This window comes from Pseudomonas sp. WS 5410 (genome assembly GCF_012985645.1).
Lineage (GTDB): Bacteria > Pseudomonadota > Gammaproteobacteria > Pseudomonadales > Pseudomonadaceae > Aquipseudomonas > Aquipseudomonas shahriarae.
The window spans coordinates 34,934-60,089 of record NZ_JAAQWS010000004.1 but is presented as its reverse complement, the minus strand read 5'-3'; the positions used below and the strand labels follow the sequence as shown (position 1 = coordinate 60,089).

21 protein-coding genes are annotated in these 25,156 nt (G+C 63.0%); 7 read left to right on the top strand and 14 right to left on the bottom strand.

Going from position 1 to position 25,156, the window contains the following annotated elements:
* The first annotated feature begins 24 nt into the window (after positions 1-24).
* A complete protein-coding gene (locus HBO24_RS07855) occupies positions 25-1,404 on the top strand; it encodes a DUF2868 domain-containing protein (RefSeq protein WP_170059526.1) in 1,380 nt (459 codons plus the stop codon).
* Positions 1,397-2,764, top strand: a complete 1,368-nt coding sequence (locus HBO24_RS07850; RefSeq protein WP_057440398.1) for a DUF3482 domain-containing protein — start codon at positions 1,397-1,399, stop codon at positions 2,762-2,764. Before HBO24_RS07855 ends, HBO24_RS07850 begins: the two co-directional genes overlap by 8 nt.
* On the opposite strand, the gene HBO24_RS07845 is transcribed toward HBO24_RS07850, so the two are convergent.
* The 7 genes from HBO24_RS07845 to HBO24_RS07815 form a co-directional block, all read right to left on the bottom strand.
* Complete coding sequence (locus tag HBO24_RS07845) at positions 2,761-3,315, bottom strand: phosphonate degradation HD-domain oxygenase (RefSeq protein WP_057960904.1); 555 nt, start codon at positions 3,313-3,315, stop codon at positions 2,761-2,763. The genes HBO24_RS07850 and HBO24_RS07845 overlap by 4 nt on opposite strands.
* On the bottom strand, positions 3,315-4,448 hold the full coding sequence (locus HBO24_RS07840) for a TIGR03364 family FAD-dependent oxidoreductase (protein ID WP_115129217.1): 1,134 nt from the start codon (positions 4,446-4,448) through the stop codon (positions 3,315-3,317). Before HBO24_RS07840 ends, HBO24_RS07845 begins: the two co-directional genes overlap by 1 nt.
* Positions 4,449-4,571: 123 nt before the next feature.
* Positions 4,572-5,597: a putative 2-aminoethylphosphonate ABC transporter substrate-binding protein gene (locus HBO24_RS07835; protein WP_057440401.1), complete on the bottom strand. Its 1,026-nt coding sequence runs from the start codon at positions 5,595-5,597 to the stop codon at positions 4,572-4,574.
* A gap of 26 nt (positions 5,598-5,623) precedes the next feature.
* The gene (locus HBO24_RS07830) at positions 5,624-7,348 is read right to left on the bottom strand and encodes a putative 2-aminoethylphosphonate ABC transporter permease subunit (RefSeq protein ID WP_057960906.1); all 1,725 of its coding nucleotides are present in this window, start codon (positions 7,346-7,348) and stop codon (positions 5,624-5,626) included.
* A 1-nt stretch (position 7,349) separates the two neighbouring features.
* Positions 7,350-8,414, bottom strand: coding sequence for a putative 2-aminoethylphosphonate ABC transporter ATP-binding protein (locus HBO24_RS07825; protein ID WP_057440403.1), 1,065 nt, complete (start codon positions 8,412-8,414; stop codon positions 7,350-7,352).
* Positions 8,415-8,651: 237 nt separating this feature from the next.
* Positions 8,652-9,515 carry a LysR family transcriptional regulator gene (locus tag HBO24_RS07820; protein ID WP_057440404.1) on the bottom strand — a complete coding sequence of 288 codons (864 nt, stop codon included), beginning with the start codon at positions 9,513-9,515 and terminating at the stop codon, positions 8,652-8,654.
* 16 nt (positions 9,516-9,531) lie between these two features.
* On the bottom strand, positions 9,532-11,850 hold the full coding sequence (locus HBO24_RS07815; RefSeq protein ID WP_170059525.1) for a heavy metal translocating P-type ATPase: 2,319 nt from the start codon (positions 11,848-11,850) through the stop codon (positions 9,532-9,534).
* An 85-nt stretch (positions 11,851-11,935) separates the two neighbouring features.
* Here HBO24_RS07815 and cadR point away from each other — a divergent pair, with 85 nt between their 5' ends.
* Positions 11,936-12,385, top strand: coding sequence for a Cd(II)/Pb(II)-responsive transcriptional regulator (cadR, locus tag HBO24_RS07810; RefSeq protein WP_057440406.1), 450 nt, complete (start codon positions 11,936-11,938; stop codon positions 12,383-12,385).
* Between the two features lie 114 nt (positions 12,386-12,499).
* Here the strand turns inward: cadR and HBO24_RS07805 are convergent, their stop codons facing one another.
* Positions 12,500-13,471 carry a thymidylate synthase gene (locus HBO24_RS07805; protein ID WP_057960909.1) on the bottom strand — a complete coding sequence of 324 codons (972 nt, stop codon included), beginning with the start codon at positions 13,469-13,471 and terminating at the stop codon, positions 12,500-12,502.
* 51 nt (positions 13,472-13,522) lie between these two features.
* Positions 13,523-14,335: a prolipoprotein diacylglyceryl transferase gene (lgt, locus tag HBO24_RS07800; RefSeq protein WP_057440408.1), complete on the bottom strand. Its 813-nt coding sequence runs from the start codon at positions 14,333-14,335 to the stop codon at positions 13,523-13,525.
* 213 nt (positions 14,336-14,548) lie between these two features.
* Here lgt and HBO24_RS07795 point away from each other — a divergent pair, with 213 nt between their 5' ends.
* Complete coding sequence (locus HBO24_RS07795; RefSeq protein ID WP_115129222.1) at positions 14,549-15,295, top strand: NRDE family protein; 747 nt, start codon at positions 14,549-14,551, stop codon at positions 15,293-15,295.
* 100 nt (positions 15,296-15,395) lie between these two features.
* Here the strand turns inward: HBO24_RS07795 and ptsP are convergent, their stop codons facing one another.
* Both ptsP and HBO24_RS07785 read right to left on the bottom strand, forming a co-directional pair.
* Positions 15,396-17,675, bottom strand: coding sequence for a phosphoenolpyruvate--protein phosphotransferase (gene ptsP, locus HBO24_RS07790; RefSeq protein ID WP_057960910.1), 2,280 nt, complete (start codon positions 17,673-17,675; stop codon positions 15,396-15,398).
* Between the two features lie 22 nt (positions 17,676-17,697).
* Positions 17,698-18,177: an RNA pyrophosphohydrolase gene (locus HBO24_RS07785; RefSeq protein WP_053128161.1), complete on the bottom strand. Its 480-nt coding sequence runs from the start codon at positions 18,175-18,177 to the stop codon at positions 17,698-17,700.
* A gap of 143 nt (positions 18,178-18,320) precedes the next feature.
* On the opposite strand from HBO24_RS07785, the gene HBO24_RS07780 reads away from it, so the two are divergent.
* Positions 18,321-18,977 carry an HAD family hydrolase gene (locus HBO24_RS07780; protein WP_169960097.1) on the top strand — a complete coding sequence of 219 codons (657 nt, stop codon included), beginning with the start codon at positions 18,321-18,323 and terminating at the stop codon, positions 18,975-18,977.
* Between the two features lie 112 nt (positions 18,978-19,089).
* Here the strand turns inward: HBO24_RS07780 and HBO24_RS07775 are convergent, their stop codons facing one another.
* Both HBO24_RS07775 and ilvA read right to left on the bottom strand, forming a co-directional pair.
* Positions 19,090-19,503 carry a DUF2269 family protein gene (locus HBO24_RS07775; protein ID WP_057960912.1) on the bottom strand — a complete coding sequence of 138 codons (414 nt, stop codon included), beginning with the start codon at positions 19,501-19,503 and terminating at the stop codon, positions 19,090-19,092.
* 40 nt (positions 19,504-19,543) lie between these two features.
* Positions 19,544-21,058 carry a threonine ammonia-lyase, biosynthetic gene (ilvA, locus tag HBO24_RS07770; RefSeq protein WP_057440412.1) on the bottom strand — a complete coding sequence of 505 codons (1,515 nt, stop codon included), beginning with the start codon at positions 21,056-21,058 and terminating at the stop codon, positions 19,544-19,546.
* A 136-nt stretch (positions 21,059-21,194) separates the two neighbouring features.
* Between ilvA and rpiA the strand changes: the two genes are divergently transcribed.
* Positions 21,195-21,866, top strand: coding sequence for a ribose-5-phosphate isomerase RpiA (gene rpiA / locus HBO24_RS07765; RefSeq protein ID WP_057960913.1), 672 nt, complete (start codon positions 21,195-21,197; stop codon positions 21,864-21,866).
* Positions 21,867-22,228: 362 nt separating this feature from the next.
* Positions 22,229-24,175 carry an autotransporter domain-containing protein gene (locus HBO24_RS07760; protein ID WP_170059524.1) on the top strand — a complete coding sequence of 649 codons (1,947 nt, stop codon included), beginning with the start codon at positions 22,229-22,231 and terminating at the stop codon, positions 24,173-24,175.
* A 7-nt stretch (positions 24,176-24,182) separates the two neighbouring features.
* Here the strand turns inward: HBO24_RS07760 and HBO24_RS07755 are convergent, their stop codons facing one another.
* Entirely contained in the window at positions 24,183-25,103 is a 921-nt protein-coding gene (locus HBO24_RS07755; protein ID WP_057960915.1) for an SdiA-regulated domain-containing protein, read from the bottom strand.
* Positions 25,104-25,156: the final 53 nt, after the last annotated feature.

The following is a 25,156-nucleotide window of genomic DNA, read 5'->3' as shown; positions in this document are numbered from 1 at the left end:
CTCACTGACACAACAGGATGGCGCGTGACTGCACTTACACCTCTGCACACACTCTGGCTGACGGAAACCGTGCGCCTGCGTGAAGAACACGCTGGCCCCCTGGAAGACCAGGAAGCCAATCGCCTGGCCCGCAGCCACGGCGGCGATCTGCCGACGCGCATTCAAAACCGCGCACTGTGGCTGGCCGAACGTGACGGCCTGCGCGCCGCCCTGCTCCACTGGCTGCAAGGCGCACGCCTGGCGCTGATGGTGCTGATGGTGCTGGCCATCGTCAGCGGCGCCGGCCTGGCCTTCGCCGCCCTGGGCAACGGCCAGGCCCCGGTCAATGTGTTCTGGGCCCTGGGCAGCCTGCTGGGCTTGAACCTGATCCTGCTGCTGAGCTGGGCCCTGGGCCTGTTGTTTGCAGGAGAACACAGCGCCAGCCTCGGCCGTCTGTGGTTGTGGCTCAGCGAAAAACTTGCCCGCGATGCCAAGGCCGCACAACTGGCGCCGGCGCTGTTGTTGCTGCTGCAACGCCAGAAGCTCAACCGCTGGGCGGTCGGCGTGCTGGTCAATGGCCTGTGGCTGCTGGCGCTGTGCAGCGCGCTGGTGATCCTGCTGACCTTGATGGCCACCCGGCGCTACGGGTTTGTCTGGGAAACCACCATTCTCGGGGCCGACACCTTTGTCAGCGTGACCCAGGCCCTGGGCAGCCTGCCCGCACTGCTCGGCTTCAGCGTGCCCAGCGTGGAGATGATTCGCACCAGCGGCGATTCGGCGCTGACTATCGAAAGCGCCCGCCAGGCCTGGGCTGCATGGCTGGTGGGGGTGTTGCTGGTCTATGGCCTGCTGCCCCGGTTGATTCTCGCCCTGTTGTGCCTATGGCGCTGGAAACGCGGGCGCGCGGCCTTGGGCCTGGACCTCAACCTGCCCGGCTACAGCCACTTGCGCGATGCCTTGATGCCCAGCAGCGAACGCCTTGGCGTCAGCGATGCCGCGCCTGAGCAGTTGCACCACGTCAGCGGCGGTGCCAGCGAACTGCACAGCGATGGCGCCCTGCTGGTGGCCATCGAACTCGACGACCAGCACCCCTGGCCGCCCAAACTTCCGGCCATGGTCAAGGACGCCGGCATCCTCGACAGCCGTGAGTCTCGCCACAAACTGCTGGAGCAACTGACCCGCTTCCCGCCCGCACGCCTGGTGATCGCCTGCGACCCGCGCCGCTCGCCGGATCGCGGCAGCCTCGCGCTGATTGGCGAGCTGGCCCGCAGCGCCAGCGCCACCCGGGTCTGGCTGTTACAAGCGCCACCGGGCCAGGCGCTGGATGCCGAGCGCCTCGGCGATTGGCACACGGCCTTGCAGCAACTGGACCTCCCCTTCGCCGACTGCGCGCCGCTCACCTGGCTGGAGACGGGCCATGACTAAACCCCTGAAACTGGCCGTGGTCGGCCACACCAACGTCGGCAAGACCTCGCTGCTGCGCACCCTGACCCGGGACGTGGGCTTTGGCGAAGTGTCCCACCGCCCCAGCACCACCCGGCATGTCGAAGGCGCACGCCTGTCGGTGGACGGTGAAGCCTTGCTGGAGCTGTACGACACGCCGGGCCTGGAAGATGCCATCGCCCTGCTCGATTACCTGGAGCGCCTCGACCGCCCCGGCGAACGCCTGGATGGCCCGGCCCGCCTGGCGCGCTTCCTCGAAGGCAGCGAAGCCCGCCAGCGCTTTGAGCAGGAGGCCAAGGTGCTACGCCAGTTATTGGCGTCCGACGCCGGTCTGTACGTGATCGACGCCCGGGAACCGGTGCTGGCCAAGTACCGCGACGAGCTGCAAGTGCTGGCCAGTTGCGGCAAACCGCTGCTGCCGGTGCTCAACTTTGTCAGCAGCGCCGAACACCGCGAGCCGGACTGGCGCGAAGCCCTGGCCCGCCTGGGCCTACATGCGTTGGTGCGCTTTGACAGCGTGGCGCCCCCAGAAGATGGCGAGCGGCGGCTGTATGAAAGCCTGGCCCTGTTGCTGGAAAGCTCACGGCCACAGTTGGAGCGGCTGATTCTCGACCAGGAGGCCCAACGCCAGGCGCGCCAGCAAAGCGCCGCACGCCTGATCGCCGAGCTGCTGATCGACTGCGCCGCGTGCCGGCGCAGCGTGGTCATCGAGGATGAACAGCAAGCCGTCAGCGATCTGCGCAAAGCCGTGCGCCAGCGCGAACAGCGTTGCGTCGAGGCCCTGCTTAAACTCTACGGCTTCCGTGCGCAAGACGCCGCTGCCAGCGACTTGCCGCTGCTGGACGGACGTTGGGGCGATGATTTGTTCAACCCCGAAACCCTCAAGCAACTGGGGGTGCGGGTCGGCGGCGGGATTGCCGCGGGAGCTGCGGCCGGTGCCGGTGTGGACTTGCTGGTCGGCGGCCTGACCCTGGGCGCCGCCGCCCTGGCCGGGGCGATTGCCGGGGGCGCCCTGCAAACCGCGCGCAGCTACGGCAGCCGTTTGCTGGGCAAGATCAAGGGCCAGCGCGAGCTGACCGTGGATGACAGCGTGTTGCGCCTGTTGGCCCTGCGCCAGCGCCAGTTGCTCAAGGCCCTGAACCTGCGGGGGCATGCGGCGATGCACAGCATCAAGGTCGACACCCCGCAGGACAAGAGCTGGCGCGAAGGCAAACTGCCCGAGGCCCTGCACAAGGCGCGTGCCCATCCGCAATGGTCATCGCTCAACCCCCATGCACGGTTGAGCCAGGCCGAGCGCCAGGAACAGATCGAAGCCCTGGCCCAGCGCCTGGACGAGGCTTAAGCCGCCAGCAGGTGCCGGGCCTTGGCCTTCAACACCTCAAGGTCGAGCACCGGCACGTGCATTGCCTTGGCCTGCTCATCCCAGTGGCGCATGCGCAGGCTCACCGCACACAGCGGGTCCTGCTCAAACACACGGGCCTCGTCGGCCGTCATCACCCCGCCCTGGTAACCCAGGGTGCGGCGGCTGGCCTCGCTCAAGCGCGCATAGTAGTCCGGCTGGCTGAAGGTCAGGTAACGCTTGGCCTGCACGTGATACTCCACCAGTTTCGCCAGGCGCTCGCTGAACCCGGCACGCCGCAAGTAATCGGCGCCCAGGCGTTCGTGACTGACCACGCCGTAGCCGCCCATGTTCTCCTCACCCTGGCCGCAGATGTGCCCGATATCGTGGAAGAACGCCGCCAGCACCACTTCATCGTCAAAGCCTTCAGCCATGGCCAGTTGCGCGGCCTGGGACATATGCTCGATCTGCGACACCGGCTCGCCAATGTAATCGGCAGCGCCATGCTGCTCGTACAGGCCAAAGACTTCAGCGACCACCTGCTCAGCGTTCATTACGCCTGCCCCCACAGTTCAGTGATATTGCGCTCGGCCAGCGCCGGCCCCACGCTCATGCCCACGCCGGTGTGCATCAACGCCACGCTGACCCCCTCGGCGGCGCGCAGGAACGAAAACGGCCCCGGCCCACGGGAACCATAGACCCCTTGCCAGCGCTCGACGACCTGAATCTGACAGCCCAGGGTCTGCTCGGCCAGCTCGATCATCCAGTTGTCCACCTGTTCGGCGTTGAATGGCGAAGGATCGCTGCCGTAATGGTGGGAATCCCCGATGATCAACTCGCCATGGGGCGTCGGGCTGATCAGCAGGTGGATGCCATGTTCATGCAGGTGCGGTGTATCGCGCAGGATCTGCGCCTGCACGGGCGCCGCTTCCGGCAAGTCGGCAAAGGCGCCGTAGTGCACACAGCTCAGGCCGGTCAGCAGCGCGTGTTGCAGGTTCAGCTCCACCTTGGGCCGGGCGCGCAGCATTTGCAGTTGGCAGATTTGCGGCTGGAGTGCGGCGATCTGTTCGGCCAGCAGGGTTTGGTAGTCGTGGCCGGAGCACACGATGATCTGCTTGCCACGAAAGCTGCCGGCGGTGCTGTGCACCTGGCCCGGCGCGATGTCGCGCACCAGGGTGGAGAAGTGGAACTCCACCTTGAGGTCGCGGCGCAGGTACTCGATCAGCGCCGGCAGCGCCTCACGGGAATACAGTTGCTGATCGTCCAGGCCGTGCAGCGCGGCGCGGTGATGGCGGAACTGGCCGCCATACAAGTCGTTCAGCGCTGCGCCTTGCAACAGGTTGACGCGGTAGCCATGCGCCTTGGCGCGCCCGGCGCAAAAAGCCTCCAGCAGGTGCTCTTCGGCTTCGGTGCGGGCAAACAGGTAAGAGCCATTGCGCTTGAGTTGCAGGTTCGCCTGTTGCGCCCACTGGCCCCAGATCTCGCGGCTTTGCCGGGCCAGGTCGAGCATCTGCCCCGGCGGTTGGCCGGTGACCAGGGCCTGGCCGAAGTTGCGCACCGAGGCGCCCAGGGGCGTGGCCGTGCGCTCGAACACCGTGACCTTGAGGCCGCGTTTGGCGGCGGCGTAGGCATGGGACAGGCCGAGGATGCCGGCGCCGATGATCAGCAGATCGCTGTGGTGTGTCATTAAGTGATGTCCTGAATTTGAGGCCGCAATCGCCGGCAAGCCAGCTCCCACAGGGTGAATTGTGAACACCTTCAAATGTGGGAGCTGGCTTGCCGGCGACGAGGCCATCAGCCCCAACGAATATTATTGACCTGCCACTTTCTCCGACTTGCCGTCATAGCGCTTACGCCATTCAGCCAGGATGTTATCGCGGTTTTTCGAGGCCCAGGCAAAGTCATTCTTGATCAGGCGCTGCTCATAGTCCGCCGGCAATTCTGTCTGTGGCTTGGCAATGCCTGGCTGGGCCAGCACGGCAAAGTTTTCCTTGTACAGCTCCATCGCTGCGGGGCTTGCAGAGAAATCGGCGAGCTTCTGTGCCGCTTCCGGGTGGGCCGTGCCCTTGATCACCGCAGTGGCTTCGATGTCCCAGCCCAGGCCTTCCTTGGGCAATACGATATCCAGTGGCGCGCCCTGGCGCTTGAGCTGCACCGCTGGGTATTCGAAGGAAATGCCGATTGGGAACTCACCGGAAGCCGCCAACTTGCATGGCTTGGAACCGGAGTGCACGTACTGGCCGATGTTCTGGTGCAGGTCATCCATGTACTGCCAGCCCTGCTTCTCGCCGAAGGTCTGCAACCAGGCGCTGACGTCGAGAAAACCGGTGCCGGACGACGCCGGGTTAGGCATGACGATCTTGCCCTTGTACTCAGGCTTGGTCAGGTCTTGCCAACTGATCGGCTTGCTCAGGCCCTGTTTCTCGGCTTCGACAGTGTTGAAGCAAATGGTCGCAGCCCACACGTCCATGCCGACCCAGGCCGGTGGGTTGGCGGCGTCGCGGTAGTTCTTGCCAATTTTGTCCAGATCCTTCGGCGCATAGCTTTGCAGCATGCCTTGCTGATCGAGGATCGCCAGGCTGGAGGCCGCCAGGCCCCACACCGCATCGGCTTGTGGGCGGGCTTTTTCTGCCAGCAGCTTGGCGGTGATGATGCCGGTGGAGTCGCGCACCCACTTGATCTCGACGTCCGGGTTGGCCGCTTCGAAGGCTTTCTTGTAGGTCTTCAACTGCTCGGCTTCAAGGGCCGTGTACACGGTCAACTCGGTCTTGGCAGCAAAGGCATTCAGGCTGAACGCGGTGAGCACAGCAGCGGCGAGGGCCAGGGGCTTGAACATGGTGCGTTTCCTTGTGTGGGGCAGAGTTATTGACCGGGCGCGGTTTGGCGCCAGGCCTGGGAGCGGCGCAACAAGCCGCGTGAGGCCCACGCCAGCAGCAGCGAGACGCCGGCTGAGGTGAACAGAATCAGGGTCGACATGGCCGCCGCGCCGCCCACGTTGCCGGCGTCGTCCATGTTCAGCACCGCCACCGCCGCAAGGATGGTGTCGGGGCTGTAGAGAAAGATCGCGGCCGATACGGTGGTCATCGCCGAGACAAACAGGTAGCGCAGGATGTCCAACAGCGCCGGCAGGCAGATCGGCACGGTGACCCGCATAAAGTGGCGGTACAGCGGCGCCTTGAGCGACAGCGCGGCGGCTTCGAACTCGGCGTCGAGTTGGCGCAGGGCGGTGGTGGCGGTCATTTGCGCGGTGGTCAAATAGTGAGCAATGGTGCACACCACCAGCAGCGTCATGGTCCCGTAGAGCACATGCAGCGGGTTGCCGTTGAGGTTGAAAAAGAACACGTAGCCCAGGCCCAGCACCAGGCCAGGCACCGCCATCGGCACAAAGCTGAGCATGCGCAGCGCCAGGTTCAAGCCCTTCTGCCCCTTGGTCTTTTCCATCAGATAAGCGCCGGTGAAGATCAGCACGCTGCCAATCAGTGCGGTGCAGATCGCCATGGTCAGGCTGTTGCGATAGGCCAGCCAGCCGCCGCCAGCGGTGTCGTTGAACTGGTAGTGGTTGAGCGACAGCGACAGGTTGTACGGCCAGAACTTCACCAGCGACGAGTACACCGCCATGCCGAACACCAACAGCAGCACCGCGCAGATCAGCAGCACAATCGCCAGGTAGCAGCCATCACGCAGACGCGATGGCGCCGGCTGGAACACCTGGGCGCGGCCGCTCATGGAGTCGCCGTGGCGCCGGCGCAGCCAGGTATCCACCGCGAAACTGAGCAACGCCGGCAGCAGCAGCACCATGCCGATCAAGGCGCCGCGACCGAACTGCTGTTGGCCAACCACGGCCTTGTAGGCCTCCAGCGCCAGCACTTGATAGTCACCACCCACCACCACCGGTACGCCGAAGTCCGTGATGGTCAGGGTGAACACCAGGCAGAACGCGGCGAACACGGCCTGGCGCGTCGCCGGCCAGGTGATGCTGCGAAACGCCCGGGCCGGGCTGGCGCCCATGCTCGAGGCGGCATCGAACAACCGCGCATCCGCCAGGGACAGCGCCGACAGCAGGATCATCAGCGCATGGGGAAAGGTGTAGATCACTTCACCGAGGACAATCCCCCAGAAGCCGTAGATGTTGTCGGACAGCAGGCCGCGCAACATGCCCTGGTTGCCGAACAGGTACACCAGGGCGATGCCCGGCAGCATCGACGGCGCCATCAGCGGCAGCAACGACAGGCCGCGCCAGAGGGTCTTGCCGGGGATCAGCGTGCGTTGCAAGGCGTAGGCAAACAGGTAGGCCAGGGGTACGACAATGATCGCGACGCTCAGGGAAACCTTCAGGCTGTTGCCCAGCAGCCAGTGGAAGTTGGCGCTGGTCAGCAGCTCACGCGCCGCCACCAGCCCGCCGCCCTGGCCGTCTTCGGCGCTGAAACCGCGCCAGAAGATCGCCAGCAGCGGCAACAGTACGGCGAGGCCCAACAGGCACAGCAGCAGTAGCTTGCCGCCCAGTACGAAGATACGGTCGCCGATTTGCGCACGGGAAGCCTGACGCGCCACACGGCCGGGTACTGGCAGGGTCATATCAGTGGCCATCTCAGGCAAACACCTGCAGGCTGCGCGGCGGCAGCGCCACCCAGATATCCTGGGCGCCCAGACGTGGCATGGCTTCCGGCGCCAGTTCGGCCAGCAGCGGATGACCAGGCAACTGGTCCAGTTCAAAGCTCATGCGGCAACGGTTGCCGAGGAAGGTGATCTCGCGGACCTTGGCCGGGAACAGGTTTTCCTCGTGTACGGGCGGGTTGACGCTGATCGCTTCCGGCCGGCAGAACAGGCGGCCCGACGCGGCCTTGCCGCTGTCTTCGGCCAGGCGCACATTCATCCCGCCAACCTGGGCGTGGCTGGCGCTGTTGCGGCTGAAGGGCAGCCAGTTGCCCTGGCCGACAAACTCGGCCACGAACGGGGTGGCCGGGCGGTCATAGATCTCTTGAGGGGTGGCGTACTGCTCGACCTTGCCATTGTTCATCACGGCGATGCGGTCGGCCATCAGCATGGCCTCGTCCTGGTTGTGGGTGACCATCAGGGTGGTGATGCCCAGGCGGCGTTGCAACTGGCGCAACTCGGTGCACAGGTGCTCGCGCACCCGGGCATCGAGGGCCGACATCGGCTCATCCAGCAGCAACAGCGACGGGGCCGGCGCCAGGGCACGGGCCAGGGCGACCCGTTGCTGCTGGCCGCCGGACAGTTGGCCGGGGTATTTCTTTTCGCTGCCGGTCAGGCCCACCAGTTCCAGCATCTGCGCCACGCGTTTGCGCACTTCATCGCGACCGCTGCCGGCCAGGCCGTAGCCGATATTGGCCTCGACGCTGAGGTTAGGGAACAGCGCGTAGGACTGGAACAGAATGCCGTAGTCCCGCGCCTGGGGTGCCAGAAGGGAAACGTCACGATCACCCAGGTACAACTCGCCGCTGTCCTGGCGCTCCAGGCCGGCGATGCAGCGCAGCAAGGTGGTCTTGCCGCAGCCCGAGGGGCCGAGCAGGCACACCAGTTCACCGGCGGCGACGTCCAGGGACACATGGTCCAGGGCAGTAAAGGCGCCAAAGCGCTTCTGGATACCACGCACCGTCATCGGCGCGCCGGGGTTGAGCTGGGCTGTGTTCATGGTGGCACCTCATCAAACTGATGAAGGCCATGCTAGGCAGCAAATGCGTCCCTGGTGTGGCAGGAAGGCAAAAGCGGGTGATAGTGGTATTGGTGGATTTGGGTAGGGGCAGAGCCATGGGGTGTTGGGTCTACCGCTATCGCAGGCAAGCCGGCTCCCACATTTGGAGCTGTGAATACCTTCACATGTGGGAGCTGGCTTGCCTGCGATGGCGATTTCAAAACCACCCAAAATCTTTCAGAGCGGCGACATTTCCTGCGCCAACCCCAGAAATGCCGCCGGCAACCGCGCACCTTTACGCTCCTTGAGGCAGTACAGGTATTCAGGAATCTGCGGCGCATTCTCGATGGTCAGCACCCGCAGTTGCGGGTCATGGGGCACTTCCTGGCGGGCGATGATGCTGATGCCGATATTGCGCAGCACCGCCTCGCGGATCGACTCACGGCTGCCGATTTCCAGCAGCGGCCCATAACCCACGCCAGCGCCTTTGAGCATCTCTTCGGTCAAGCGCCGGGTGGTGGAACCTGCCTCGCGCATCAACAGGGTATGCCCCGCCAGCGCACTGAGCGGCACATGTTCCAGCACGGCCAGCGGATGATTGCGATGCACCGCCAGCACCAGCGGGTCGGAGCCCAGCACCCGGCGGATCAGGCGCGGGTCTTCCAGCAATTGCGAGGAGGCGGCGACGTCCACCCGGTAATCATCCAGTGCTTCGAGGACCTGCTGGGAGTTGCCGATTTCCACTGCCACTTCCACGTGGGGCAAGCGTTCGCGGAAGGTTTTCACCAGGTCGAGGATGTAATAGGGCGCGGTCGCGGCGATGCGCAACGTGCCCTGCACCTGGCCGCTGTTGCGCAGGAAAAACTCGATATCCGCCTCCTGCTGCAACAGCGCCTTGACCATCGGCAACAGCCGCGCCCCTTCGTCGCTGACGGTGAGGCGGCGGCCACCGCGATAGAACAGCTCAACCGAGTACTGGCTTTCCAGATGGCGGATCTGGGTGGTCACCGTAGGTTGGCTCAGGCCGAGTTTTTTCGCCGCCTGGGTAATGCTGCCCAGGCGGGCGACCATGTAAAACGCCTTCAACTCGGCACTCAGCACACCACCCTCTCATCGACTATTTGCGCAACAAGCGCAGACCATTGAATACCACCAGCAGGCTCACGCCCATGTCAGCAAACACCGCCATCCACATGGTGGCCATGCCCATGAAGGTGACGGCCAGGAAGATCGCCTTGATCACCAGCGCCAGGGCGATGTTCTGCTTGAGGATACTCGACGTTTGTCGCGACAAGCGTATGAATGCCGGAATCTTGCGCAAATCATCGTCCATCAGCGCCACGTCGGCGGTCTCGATGGCCGTGTCGGTGCCTGCTGCGGCCATGGCAAAGCCAATTTCGGCGCGGGCCAGGGCCGGGGCGTCGTTGATGCCGTCGCCGACCATGCCGACCCGGTGGTTTTTCCCGTACAGGTCCTCGATAGCCTTGAGCTTGTCGGTGGGCAACAGATCGCCCTGGGCCTGGTCGATGCCCACCTGGGCGGCAATTGCCTGGGCGGTGTGGGTGTTGTCGCCGGTGAGCATCAGGGTCTTGATGCCCAGGTCGTGCAACTGCTGGATGGCTTCGCGACTGCTGTCCTTGACCGTATCGGCCACGGCGAACAGCGCCAGCGGGCCGGATTTGTCGAGCAGCAGCACCACGGACTTGCCTTGTTTTTCCAGGGCGAAGAGTTTTTCTTCAAGGGCCGGCGAGCACAGGCCCAGCTCTTCCACCAGGCGGTGGTTGCCCAGGTGATAGACCTCACCGTTGATCTCGCCACGGACCCCGCGCCCGGCCAGGGCCTCGAAGTTATCCACAACCTGCAGCGGGAGTTTTTTATCCACAGCCGCATTGGCGATCGCCAGCGACACTGGGTGGTCGGAACGCGCGGCCAGGCTGGCGGCCAGGGCCGGCGCGTTGTCTTCTACATTGGGGAACAACGCCAGGTAGTCGGTCTGCACCGGCTTGCCGTGGGTGATAGTGCCGGTCTTGTCCAGGGCCAGGTAGTCGAGCTTGTAGCCGGCCTCCAGGTACACGCCGCCCTTGATCAGGATGCCTTTGCGCGCTGCCGCCGCCAGGCCGCTGACGATGGTCACCGGGGTGGAAATCACCAAGGCACAAGGGCACGCGACCACCAACAGCACCAGGGCGCGGTAGATCCAGTCAAACCACACCGCGCCCATGAACAGCGGCGGGATCACGGCCACGCCGAGGGCAAACAGGAACACCGCCGGGGTGTAGATTTTCGAGAAGCTATCCACAAAGCGCTGGGTCGGCGCCCGCGAGCCCTGGGCCTGTTCCACTGCGTGGATGATGCGCGCCAGGGTCGAGTTATTGGCGGCAGCGGTCACCTGGTATTCCAGGGAACCGGCCTGGTTGATGGTGCCGGCGAAGACTTTATCGCCCACGGTTTTCTCGATCGGCAGGCTTTCGCCGGTGATCGGCGCCTGGTCGATGGTGGACTGGCCGGCGGTGACTTCACCATCCAGACCAATGCGCTCGCCGGGGCGTACCCGCACGATGGCACCCAGTTCAATGGTCTTGACCTCTTGTTCGACCCAGCTACCGTCAGCCTGGCGCACCGTGGCCTGCTCCGGGGTCATTTGCATCAAGCCACTGATGGCATTGCGCGCACGGTCCAGGGACTTGGCCTCGATCAACTCGGCCACGGTAAACAGGAACATCACCATCGCCGCTTCCGGCCACTGGCCGATCAGGATCGCACCGGTCACGGCGATGCTCATCAGCGCGTTGATGTTCAGGTTGAGGTTTTTCAGGGCAATCCAGCCCTTTTTGTAGGTGGTGAGGCCGCCACTGAGGATCGACACCAGCGCCACCAGCGCCACCACCCAGGTCGGAGCCGCGTCGGTGAAATGGATCACCTCCGCCGCCAGGGCGCAAAAGCCGGACAGGGCCAGCGGCCACCAGTGCTTCTTGGCCGGTGGTGCGGCGGCCGGCACGCCCTCCTCGATCGGATCGGCCTGCATGCCCAGGGACTTGATGGCCTCGACGATCGGCGCGGTGCTCGGCAGGTCGTGGGTGACACCGAGGATGCGGTTGATCAGGTTGAATTCCAACTGCTGCACACCGGCCATCTTGCCCAGTTTGTTCTGGATCAGCGTTTGCTCGGTGGGGCAGTCCATGGCCTCGATGCGGAAAGTGCTCAGGCGCGCGTTGGCGCTGGTTGTTTGCGTCAATGTCACCAACGAGGGGGCTGCCGCGCCGGAACAGCAGGAGCCGCCGCCATGATCATGCTCTTTCACAGGGGCAAGCTTTTGCGCGTGATCATGATGGCTGTGGTCATGATCATGGCCGTGGTCGTGATGGCTATGATCATGGTCGTGATCATGATCGTGGCTGTGGTCGTGCTTGTGCGGGGTGCGCAGGGATTCGCTCATTGTGTCGCGTCCATGAAGGTGCCTGTTGCCAAGTAAAGACCCTGTAGCCACTATAGGGTCAAGCACCCTTTTGGAGATTGCTGCGATGAAGATCGGTGAATTGGCCAAACTGACCGACTGCCCGGTGGAGACCATCCGTTATTACGAGAAGGAAGGCCTGCTGCCGCCACCGGCGCGCAGCGAGGGCAACTACCGCCTGTACACCCAGGCCCACACCGAGCGCCTGACGTTTATCCGCAACTGCCGCAGCCTGGACATGACCCTGGAGGAAATCCGCAGCCTGCTGGGCCTGCGCGACAGCCCCCAGGACCAGTGTGAAAATGTAAATGCGCTGATCGACGAGCATATCCATCACGTCAAGGCGCGGATTGATGGGTTGCTGGCCTTGCAGAAACAGTTGATCGACCTGCGCCAGCGCTGTGGCGAAGGGCCGGAGATCGACCAGTGTGGGATTTTGCAGCGGCTGGAGGTCAGTGGGAGTGTGGCGGCCAGTGAGGCGGAGCATTCACATGTGGGTCGTAGTCACGGGCATTAGATAATGGGGTGACTGAGTTGACGCCATCGCAGGCAAGCCAGCTCCCACATGTGCCTGTGTACTCGGTCACTTGTGGGAGCTGGCTTGCCTGCGATGCAGACGATGCGGTCTCGACTAGACCGCCATCGGCGCCGTCATCGGCGCATGGTGCTCATAGCCTTCCAGCGAGAAATCGCTCGGCTCGATCAGCTCCAGCCACTCCGGCTGGTACACCCCGGTCTTGGCAAACTCCGGCACGCGCTCGCTGATCACCAGCTTCGGCGCGGCGAAAGGCTCGCGCTTGAGCTGTTCGTTGAGCATGTCCAGGTGGTTTTCGTAGACGTGCGCGTCACCGATGAAATAGGTGAACCAGCGCGGCGTGTAGCCAGTCAGGCGGCCGATCAGGCTCAGCAGTGCGGCGCCTTCGGTGAGGTTGAACGGCGTGCCCAGGCCCAGGTCGTTGGAGCGGATGTAGAGGGTCAGGGAAATCTCCCTGGTCTCGACATTCGGGTGGAACTGGTACAGCAGGTGGCACGGCGGCAAGGCCATTTCATCGAGCTGGGCGCAGTTCCAGCCGTGGAACAGGATGCGCCGGCTGCCCGGGTCCTTGATGATGGTGTCGACGCACTGGCGAATCTGGTCAATGGCCTTGTACAGCACCACATAGGCCTGACCGTCTTCCTCGCCTTCGGCGATCTGGCGATAGCCCTGGGCCAGGGTCTGCTCGATAGCGGCCTGGTTGCTCAACGGGATCTGCTTGTACGCCGGCCATTTGCGCCATTGCACACCGTAGATCTCGCCCAGGTCGTCCTCGCCCTGGCGGAACGGGTTGGCCAGCCACTGCGCGTTTTCGTTAGCGTTCTGGTCCCACACCTTGCAGCCCAGGGCGCGGAATTCGGCGGCGTTGTTCACCCCACGCAAAAAGCCACACATCTCGCCAATCGCCGACTTGAAGGCCATTTTGCGAGTGGTGATGGCTGGGAAACCTTCCTGCAGATCAAAGCGCAACATCGCACCGGGGAAGCTGATGGTGTTCACGCCAGTGCGGTTGGCCTGCTTGGTGCCGTTGTTAATGACGTGGGAAACCAGCTCGAGATATTGCTTCATGACATTACCTGTATCGGTGAAGCCGAGGCCCTCAGGCCCCGGCGTTCGAATTTATAGCGCGCTGGTCTTGATCGCCTGCGGGCGGTTGTAAGCCCACCAGAGCAGGCCCAGGCCAGCAAGAATCATCGGAATGCTGAGAACCTGACCCATGGTCAGCCAGCCGAACGCCAGGTAGCCCAACTGCGCATCCGGCACCCGCACGAACTCGACGATGAAACGGAAAATCCCGTAGAACAGGGCGAACATCCCCGAAACCGCCATGGTTGGGCGGGGTTTGCGCGAGTAGATGTAGAGGATCAGGAACAGCGCCACGCCTTCCAAGGCGAACTGGTACAACTGCGACGGATGGCGCGCCAACTGCGCCGGGTCGCTGAACGGCGGGAACACCATGGCCCACGGCACGTCGGTCGGCTTGCCCCACAATTCGGCGTTGATGAAGTTACCGATACGCCCGGCACCCAGGCCAATCGGCACCATCGGCGCGATAAAGTCCATCAGTTGGAAGAATGACTTGCCATTGCGTCGGCCAAACCACCAGGCCGCGAGCATCACGCCGATAAAACCGCCGTGGAACGCCATGCCGCCCTTCCACACCTCGAAAATCAGGGTAGGGTTGGCCAGGTACGCGCTCAGGTCGTAGAACAACACATAACCCAGGCGCCCGCCGACAATCACGCCCATCGACATCCAGAACACCATGTCGGAGAGCTTCTCCTTGGTCCAGGTCGGATCAAAGCGGTTCAGGCGTCGGGAAGCCAACAGCCAGGCGCCGCCGATGCCGATCAGGTACATCAACCCGTACCAGTGGATTTTCAGCGGACCGATGGCCAGGGCCACCGGGTCGATCTGCGGGTAAGGCAGCATTGCGACTCCTCGTTAAATCATTCGTTATTGCGCACGGACCTTGCCGGTGGACGATTAAGCCTGCGTTACAGCGGCTCGATCAAATGAAGAAGTTCGCACCCGCGCCAAGCAGCCTGGCATGTTAACGGATGGGAGGCATCTGGCCCAACTTGGATACGATGGATAGCCGGCGGTTCTATGGGTAGAGTGAGCAAAACACAAAAGGATCGCCTTATGTGCCTGATTGTTTTCGCCTGGCGGCCGGGCCATGCCCAGCCCCTGATCGTCGCGGCCAACCGTGACGAATTCTACGCCCGGCCCAGCCTGCCCTTGGCCCAGTGGCCCGATACACCGCAGGTGTATGCCGGTCGCGACCAGGAAGCCGGGGGCACCTGGCTGGGGATCGGCGCCGACGGACGGTTTGCCGCGCTGACCAATATCCGTGACCCGCACCAGCCACCGGCGCGCAAGTCCCGGGGCGAGTTGGTGGCGCGTTTTCTCCACGGTTCCCTGCCGATTGACCACTATTTAGCCGATGTTAACGGCAGATCAATTGAATATGCCGGCTTCAACCTGCTGATTGGCACGCCGCAAGAGCTGTGGCACTACAACGCCAATGAGTCGACGCCTACCCAACTGACGGCCGGGATCTATGGCTTATCCAATGCCGGGCTGGATACGCCCTGGCCAAAGCTGCTCAAGGCCAAGGCAGCACTGGCCCAAGTGCTGGATGATCCGCACCCTGAAGCCTTGCTGGGGATTTTGAGCGACCCACAGACCGCACCCTTTGCCGAACTGCCGGATACCGGTGTCGGGTTGGCCACGGAAAGTCTGTTATCGAGTGTGTTTATCGCCAGCCCCAGTTACGGGACGCGAGCGAGTACCGCGCTGATTGTGCATGCCGATGGGCTGCGGCACATGGTCGAGCGCAGCTTTGGGCCCCATGGCGGGCGGCTGGGCGAGGTGGAACTGAGGATTTAGTGGAGACTGGGCCACCGTCATCGCAGGCAAGCCAGCTCCCACCGTTTGAAATACATTCCAAGTGTGGGAGCTGGCTTGCCTGCGATGGCCCCCCCTCGGTCTAGAGGGTTTTGGTCGCAGACGGATTGATCATCCGCGCCAACCCCAGGCTTTTCAGGGCCAACTGCAGCGAGCTGTGGATAACTTGCGGGTTGTCGATGGTCATCAATTCCGCCAGCAGATCCTTGGCCTTGCTCAGGTTGATCTGGCGCAGCATCCACTTGACCTTCGGCAGGTTGGTGGCGTTCATCGACAGGCTGTCAAAGCCCATGGCCATCAACAGCACCGCCGCCGCCGGATCACCGGCCATTTCCCCACAGATACTCACCGGCTTGCCTTCGGCATGGGCATCGCGCACCACGTTCTGCAAGGCTTGCAGCACCGCCGGGTGCAGGTAGTCGTAGAGGTCGGCCACCCGTGGGTTGTTGCGGTCCACGGCCAGCAGGTATTGGGTCAGGTCGTTGGAGCCCACCGACAGGAAGTCCACCTGCCGTGCCAATTCCTTGGCCTGGTACACCGCTGCCGGGATTTCGATCATCACGCCAACCGGCGGCATCGGCACGTCGGCGCCTTCGTCGCGCACTTCGCCCCAGGCCCGGTGGATCAGGTGCAGGGCTTCTTCCAGCTCGTGGGTGCCGGAGATCATCGGAAGGAGGATGCGCAGGTTGTTCAGGCCTTCGCTGGCCTTGAGCATGGCGCGGGTCTGGACGAGGAATATTTCGGGGTGGTCGAGGGTAACGCGGATGCCGCGCCAGCCAAGGAAGGGGTTGTCTTCCTTGATGGGGAAATAAGACAGTGACTTGTCGCCGCCGATATCCAGGCTGCGCATCGTCACCGGTAACGGATGGAAGGCGGACAGTTGCTCGCGATAAATCGCCAGCTGCTCCTTCTCGCTCGGGAAACGTTGGTTGATCATGAACGGCACTTCGGTGCGGTACAGGCCCACCCCTTCAGCGCCACGTTGTTGCGCACGCGCCACGTCCGCCAGCAGGCCCGTATTGACCAGCAGCGGTACACGGTGGCCGTCGAGGGTCACGCAGGGCAGTTCGCGCAGGGCATCGAGCCCCTGGGACAGCTGGCGCTCCTCCTCGACGATTTCGGCGTATTGCTTGCGCAGCACTTCGCTGGGGTTGGTATACACCTCACCACGGTGCCCGTCGACGATCATCGAGATGCCGTCGACCTTGGAATACGGCAGGTCCACCAGGCCCATCACCGTCGGGATGCCCATGGCCCGGGCCAGGATCGCCACGTGGGAGTTGCCCGAGCCCAACACCGAGACCAGGCCCACCAGTTTGCCTTCCGGCACTTCGCCGAGCATGGTGGCAGTCAGCTCTTCACTGATCAGGATGGTGTTGTCGGGGTAGACCAGGTTGGTGGTGCGGTCTTCCTGCAGGTAGGCCAGCAGGCGCCGACCGAGGTCGCGCACATCCGAGGCGCGCTCGCGCAGGTAGGCGTCGTCCATCAGTTCAAAGCGGTTGACGTGATCGGTGACCACCTGGCGCAGCGCGCCCTGGGCCCACTGGCCGGTCTTGATCACGGTCTTGACTTCGTTACCCAGGGACGCGTCGTCGAGCATCATCTGGTACACGTCGAACAGCGCCCGTTCCTCGGGGCGCAGCTGGGTGGCCAGCTTGGTCGACAGGTTGCGCATGTCGGCGCGCACGCCTTCCAGGGCGGTCTTGAACAGTTTGATTTCTGCGTCGATGTCGTCGACGGACTTGTCCGGCACCACGTCCAGGTCGGCCGGGGGCAGCATGACCACCGCAGTACCGACCGCCGCGCCAGGTGAACCCGGCACGCCGACGAACTTGGCTTCCTGGATCCCCTTGCCCTGGCGCCCCAGGCCGCGAATCGAGCCGGTGGCTTCGGCATGGGCGATCACCCCGGCCAACTGCGCACTCATGGTCACGAGGAAGGCTTCTTCACCTTCATCGAACTGGCGGCGCTCTTTCTGCTGGATGACCAATACGCCGACAACGCGGCGGTGGTGGATGATCGGTGCGCCGAGGAATGAGGCGTAGCGCTCTTCACCGGTTTCGGCAAAGTAGCGATAACGCGGGTGATCGGCCGCGTTTTCAAGGTTCAGGGGTTCTTCACGCGTCCCCACCAGGCCCACCAGACCTTCATTGGGCGCCATGCTGACCTTGCCGATGGAGCGCTTGTTCAAGCCCTCCGTGGCCATCAGCACAAAACGGTTGGTCTCGGGGTCCAGCAGGTAAACCGAGCAGACCTGGCTGCCCATGGCTTCCTTGACGCGCAACACAATAATCCCCAACGCCGCCTTGAGATCCTTGGCGGAGTTAACTTCCTGGACGATCTTGCGCAGCGTATTGAGCATGGCTCGGGGTCGAACTCCGTCGTCAGTCGCGCGATAAAAGGCGCGGGGCAAGCTCTTTGAGAGCGCGACGATAAACCTCGCGCTTGAATGTCACCACCTGGCCCAACGGATACCAATAACTGACCCAGCGCCAGCCATCGAACTCCGGTTTACCGGTCAAATCCATCCGCACCCGCTGCTCGTTGGAGATCAGGCGCAGGAGAAACCACTTTTGCTTCTGGCCGATGCACAGCGGTTGGCTGTGGGTACGCACCAGGCGTTGCGGCAAACGATAGCGCAACCAGCCTCGGGTACAGGCCAGAATTTGCACATCTTCGCGCTCCAGGCCGACTTCTTCGTTCAACTCACGGTACAGGGCGTCTTCAGGGGTTTCGTCGGGGTTGATCCCACCCTGGGGAAACTGCCAGGCATCTTGGTTGATTCGGCGAGCCCATAGCACCTGTCCGGCATCATTCGTAAGAATAATCCCGACATTTGGACGGAAACCATCGGGGTCGATCACGGCAACAACCTCGCAAACGCATGTCGCCGCATTGTTCCACAAAGCTTGTTGCAGCGGCAACGAGGCTGCTTACCTTATGTGCACTCTTGTGAAAAGACCGTATTCTGGACGCCTTTTTACAGACTTTTCAGCGAGTAACCGCAATGCGCCTGGCTTTATTCGACTTGGACAACACGCTTTTGGGCGGCGACAGTGACCACGCCTGGGGTGATTACCTGTGTGAACGCGGCATCCTCGATGCCGTTGCCTACAAGACCCGCAACGACGAGTTCTACCAGGATTACCTGGCCGGCAAGCTGGATAACGCCGCGTACCTGAACTTCAGCCTGGAAATCCTCGGCAGCACCGAGATGGCCCAGCTCGACGAATGGCACCGCGACTTCATGCGCGACTGCATCGAGCCGATCATCCTGCCCCAGGCCGTGGAACTGCTGGCCAAACACCGCGCCGCCGGTGACACGCTGGTGATCATCACCGCCACCAACCGCTTTGTCACCGCGCCGATTGCCGCACGGTTGGGGGTTGAAACCCTGATCGCCACCGAATGCGAGATGGCCGATGGCCGCTACACCGGGCGCAGCACCGATGTACCGTGCTTCCGTGAGGGCAAGGTGACGCGCTTGAATCGGTGGCTGGAAGAAACCGGCTTTAGCCTGCAAGACAGCTATTTTTACAGCGATTCGATGAATGACCTGCCGCTGCTGGAGCAGGTGACTCATCCGGTGGCGGTGGATCCGGATGCGAATCTGCGGGCCAAGGCCCAGAAGCGTGGTTGGCCGGTGATTAGCCTGCGCGGCTGATAAAGCTTTCGCGAGCAAGCCCGCTCCCACATTTGATCGGGTTCCACCTCTGGAATGCAATCGAATGTGGGAGCGGGCTTGCTCGCGAATGAAGGCGACCCGGTTTCAAGCCTTAAACGGGTTTGGCGCCCATCAACCCGGCAATCGCCACAAACCCCACCAGGCTGACAATCGCCAGGGCCAGGGTGAACTTCGCACTGCCCGTACCGCCCAGCCGCAGGCGATTGAGGCGCACCACCAGCCAGAACCAGGCCAGCGCCGCGACGCTGTAGATCACGCTGGAACCCAGGATCCACGTCTGCCCCAGCGGCCAGCCGACCAGGTGCACCAGCCACCAGCCGGTAAACGGCATGCTCACCAGGCTTACGCCCATCAACAACCAGACAAACAGCCATGGCCGATGCAACGTAACCGCCGGGCCAGCGGCGCGCTTGCGCCAGCTCAGCACGGCCAGGGCCAGGCCACTGGCCAACAGCAGCACCGTTGCCACCATGTGGATCGTCTTGAGGGTTGTCAGATATTCCATGCTCTCGATTCCTTAAAGGCCGCCCAATCAGCGTAGTCGCTCAACCGAGGAACAGCTGATAGGCCGGGTTGTCGCTTTCATCCCAATACGGGTAACCAATCGCTGCCAACGCCGCCGGCACCAGATGGCGCTCGTTGGCCGGCACTTGCAGCCCGGCGACCACACGGCCGTCGGCCGCGCCGTGGTTGCGATAGTGGAACATCGAGATGTTCCAGCGCCCGCCCAATTTGTTAAGAAAGTTGAACAAGGCCCCCGGACGCTCCGGGAACTCGAAGCGGAACACCAGCTCATTGCTGACGTGCGCCGCGTGGCCGCCGACCATATGGCGGATGTGCAACTTGGCCAGTTCGTTCTCGGTCAGGTCCAGCACCGGGAAACCCTGCTCGCTCAGGCTGGCAATCAGCGCGCTGCGCGGGTCGGTTTCCGGGTGGGTCTGCACCCCGACAAAAATGTGCGCTTCGCTGCCGGAATGGTAGCGGTAGTTGAATTCGGTGATCTGGCGCTTGCCCACAGCCTCGCAGAAGGCCTTGAAGCTGCCCGGGCGCTCGGGAATGGTCACGGCAATGATCGCCTCGCGACCTTCACCCAACTCGGCGCGCTCGGCCACATGGCGTAGGCGGTCGAAGTTGACGTTGGCCCCGGAATCTATGGCGACAAAGGTCTGGCCACTGACACCACGGGTTTCTACATACTTCTTGATCCCCGCCACGCCCAATGCCCCTGCAGGCTCGGTGATGGAGCGGGTGTCGTCGTAGATATCCTTGATCGCCGCGCAGATTTCATCGGTGCTGACGGTGATCACTTCATCCACATAGTCCTTGCAGATATCGAAGGTGTGCTGACCGATCTGCGCCACCGCCACGCCATCGGCAAAGATCCCCACGGCCGGCAGCACCACGCGTTCGCCCGCGGCCATGGCAGCCTGCAGGCAGTTGGAGTCGTCCGGCTCGACGCCGATGATCTTGATCTCCGGGCGCAGGTACTTCACATACGCCGCGATACCGGCAATCAGGCCACCACCGCCCACTGGGACGAAAATCGCGTCCAGCGGCCCCGGGTGCTGGCGCAGGATCTCCATCGCCACGGTGCCCTGCCCGGCAATGGTGTGTGGATCATCATAGGGGTGAATGTAGACGTAGCCTTTTTCGTCGACCAGCTTCAGCGAATACGCCAGCGCTTCCGGAAAGGAGTCGCCATGCAGCACCACTTTGCCGCCACGGGAGCGTACGCCTTCGACTTTGATTTCCGGGGTGGTCTTGGGCATCACGATCGTGGCCTTGACCCCCAGCACCTTGGCCGCCAGGGCCAGGCCCTGGGCATGGTTACCCGCCGAGGCGGTGACCACGCCACGGGCACGTTCTTCGGCCGTCAGTTGGGTCAACTTGTTGTAGGCGCCGCGAATCTTGAAGGAAAACACCGGCTGCAAGTCTTCGCGCTTGAGCCAGACCTTGTTGCCCAGGCGCTCGGAGAGCTGGCGGGCGGTCTGCAACGGGGTTTCCACGGCAACGTCGTAAACGCGCGAGGTGAGGATCTTTTTGACGTACTGTTCGAGCATCGGAAAGCATCACTGGGCGGGTTGGGCAGGGCCGAGGAGTCTAACCCGCCTTTTGGCCGGACGACCACACGAATCCAGAGGTTTTGTTGGGTTATACTCGCGCCCCTCTTTACTCCCCGCCCGTTCCGGAGCCCGCATGACCCAGGATCAACTCAAACAGGCAGTGGCCCAGGCCGCCGTCGATTTAATCCTTCCTAAACTCGACGATAAAAGCATCGTCGGCGTCGGCACCGGCTCCACCGCCAATTGCTTCATTGACGCGCTGGCCTTGCACAAGGGCGCATTCGACGGCGCCGTGGCCAGCTCCGAAGCCACCGCCGCGCGCCTCAAGGGCCATGGCATTCCGGTGTACGAACTCAATACCGTGAGCGACCTGGAGTTCTACGTCGACGGCGCCGATGAAAGCGACGAGCACCTGAACCTGATCAAGGGCGGCGGCGCAGCCCTGACCCGCGAGAAAATCGTCGCGGCCGTGGCCAAGACCTTTATCTGCATCGCCGACGCCAGCAAGCTGGTGCCGGTACTGGGCAACTTCCCGCTGCCCGTCGAAGTGATCCCCATGGCCCGCAGCCACGTGGCTCGCGAGCTGGTGAAACTGGGCGGCGACCCGGTGTACCGCGAAGGTGTGCTGACCGATAACGGCAACATCATCCTCGACGTGTTCAACATGCAGATCACCAACCCGGTGGAGCTGGAGACCCAGATCAATGCCATCGTCGGTGTGGTCACCAATGGCTTGTTTGCGGCACGGCCTGCGGATGTGCTGCTGCTGGGGACCCGTGAAGGCGTGAAGACCCTCAAGGCCTAAGTACACACAGAACCCCTGTGGGAGCGGGTTTGCTCGCGAATACGGTGTGCCAGTCACCGATTTTGCTAGCTGACACACCGCATTCGCGAGCAAGCCCGCTCCCACATTTTTGACCGCGCTCCATCCGATGGACATGTAACAAAAACGCTACTTTTCGCAGCAACCCCTCCCCCGCTTGCCCCAATCTGTGCGCCAGGTCACGGCAGCCCCCGCCGCATCTGGTATCAAATCCGTTACAACTTATAGCCAGGCGACCCCCACTTCCAACAACGCGCCAATTCGCGCTTGCCCCATGGAATGAGGCGCGCATTGTGCAATCGGTCCCGCCGAGCCACTCCCTCAACCACCTCAAGGAAGACCTTGTGATCAAGCCCCTAGCCCTCGCTGTCAGCGTTGCCTGTGCCCTGCTGTCGACTCAATCCCATGCCTACGACTATGGCGAGCACGCCAATGTCACCCTGGAAAAGCTGATCACCGACTACCCCGGCCGCTATCGCGGCACGGCCAACTTCGCCGGGGCCGCCGACTGGATGCAGAGCCAGATGGGCAGCGCCTATGACATCAGCCGCCAGGATTTCACCTGGAATGGCGGCAGCCGCGCCTCGCAGAACGTGGTGGCCTACGCCGCCGGCACCAAACCGCAGTACGTGGTGATTGGCGCGCACTTCGATACCTACTTCGGCCGCCCGGCCCTGCAAGGCCTGGACGACAACGGTTCCGGCGCCAGCGTGCTGACCGAAGTAGCGAAGAACCTTGGCGGCCTGCAACTGGAAAACGGCTTGCAGATCGTCGGCTTCGGCGCCGAAGAGGAAGGCTTGCGTGGCTCCAAGGCGTTTGTCGATTCGTTGAGCGCCAGCCAGCGCGCCAATATGCTGGCCATGATCAACCTCGACAGCCTGATCACCGGCGACATGATGTACGCCCACGCCGGCCAAAACAGCACCGCCAACCCGGCCCTCGCCTCATTGCGCGAGCACACCTTCCAGATCGCCAAGGAGCTGAACATCAACCTGTTCACCAACCCCGGCCTGGACGCGCAATACCCCGCCGGCACTGGCTGTTGCAGTGACGGCGAAGCCTTCGAGGGGCTCAATATCCCAATCCTGTATGTGGAAGCCACCAACTGGGAACTGGGTGCCCTGGACGGCTACACCCAGACCGACAACCCGGCGATCCCCGGCGGCTCGACCTGGCACGACCCCACCGAAGACAACAAGACGGTCCTGACCAACGCCTTCGGCCAGGAACGCATCGACCAGCGCCTGCGCGACTATTCGCGCCTGCTCAGCCGCCTGGTGCTGGAGCTGACCAATGCCGACTTGATGGCTTCCACCAGCTCGGGCGGCGCGGTTGCGCGCAATATGCAGGACAACCTGCAGCGCCAGCACCAAGCCATGGTGCGCCTGCATGACCGGCGCTGGCTGACCCTGCAATCGGTCAGCCGTGAAGTGGGCAGTTTCGATGGCGAGATCGGCGTAGACGGCGAATACAACCCGGACAGCGGCTTCGACACCGCCCCCAACCCCGAGGCCCGGCGCCTGGGCCTGCATGCCCTGGGCGACTATCAACTGAGCAGCAGCCTGAACATCGGCGCCAGCCTCAGCTACCTCAACGGCCGCGACAAGCTGGAACACCGTGGCAAGCTGCAAAGCGACACCTGGCAAGCTGCGGTCTACGCCCTGTTGAACGATGGCGGCCCGACCTGGCTGGCCGGCGACCTGAGCGTGGGCCACAGCAGCTTCGACTCAAAACGCAACCTGCTGATCCAGGCCAATGGTGGCCCCGTGCTGCTTAACCAGCAACTGACTGGCGAGACCGACGCCCTGTCCCTGGGTGCCCGAGTGCTCGGCGGTTATGACTTCGATCTGGGCGCGATCAAGACCGGACCGTTTGCCGGGCTCGATTACAGCCACTCGCGCATCGACAAGTTCCACGAGAAGCAGAACCTGCGCACCGCCCTCGAATATGAAGAGCAATCCTTCGACTCCCTGGAAGCCAGCCTCGGCTGGCGTGTGCGCGGTGCCGTGGCCCTGCCTTACGGCCTGAGCCTGATGCCCTACGGCGACATCGCCTGGGTCAAGGAATTGGCCGACGGCCGCCTCGACGATCTCGAGCTGACCGCCCGCGCCGACGGCCAGGCCCGCACCGCACGCCTGGGTTCAGTGGACAAGAGTTTCGGCCGCGCGCAGGTCGGCAGCCAATTGGCGATCACCCCGCAGCTTGGGGTGTACGCCGAAGTGAACGGCCGCCTGGGCCATGCCGAAGGCAGCCAGACCGGCTATTCGCTGGGTGTGCAGTGGATGTTCTGATCCGCGTCTACCGCTGCTCGGGCTTTTTCTTGAAGACATAGAACAGGTTCGGCTCACTCACCAGGTACAACGTGCCATCGTCATCCATGGCGATACCCTCGGCTTGGGGCACGCGTTTTTTCAAGCCATTGCGCCCCTTGAGCAGCGACAAGCTGCTCAAGGGACGACCGTCGATATCCAGCTCCAGCACCAGGTACGACTCATCGGACAGCGCCAGTAAATGGCCGCTGCGCTCGTCGTATTGCAGGCTGGACAGGTCGCGTACAAACAGCCCGGCATCGCGTCGGGGGTTGTTGACTACGTGGACCGAGTAGGTTTTTTCCGGTTTGAAATGGGGAAAGCCGTGCACTTCGTAGATCAACATCGGGTCCCGCTCCTTGGCGACAAACAGGCGCTTGCCCACCGAGTCATAGGCCAGCCCTTCAAAGCCTTTATTGCCCTTCAGGTGCACACCCAGGGTCATCTGCTCGGCCTCGGCCGCGTCGAGAAACTGCGTGTCGTCCTCCAGGTGAATCTTGATCAGCCGCTGCTGACGCTCATCGCTGACCACATAGGTGTTCTCGCTGATGAACTCCACCGCTTCGGCATCGCCAAACCCCACCAGGTTGATACGCCGCAGGATCTTGCCGTCCAGGGACAGTTCAACCAGTTCGGCGTTTTGATTGGTCACGGTAAACAGGCTCTTGCGCACCGGGTCGTAGGTCAGCGCCGAGACATCATCATCCAGGCCCTCAATCACCTGGGCTTCCAGCACCACCTCATAGTCCGCCAGGCCAATGGAGCGTTCATCCAGCGGCTGGCGCCAGGTCTGCCAGTTGAACCAGGCGCGCTCGAATAATCGAAACTGCTGGGCGACCACGCCCACGGCAACCAGGGCGATCAGCAACAGAATAAGAAGGGCAGGTTTGGGGCGGGCAAATCGGCGCATGGGGGCTGGCTCAAAGTCAAAACTGGCAAATGAATATCACAGCCGTCTGAATT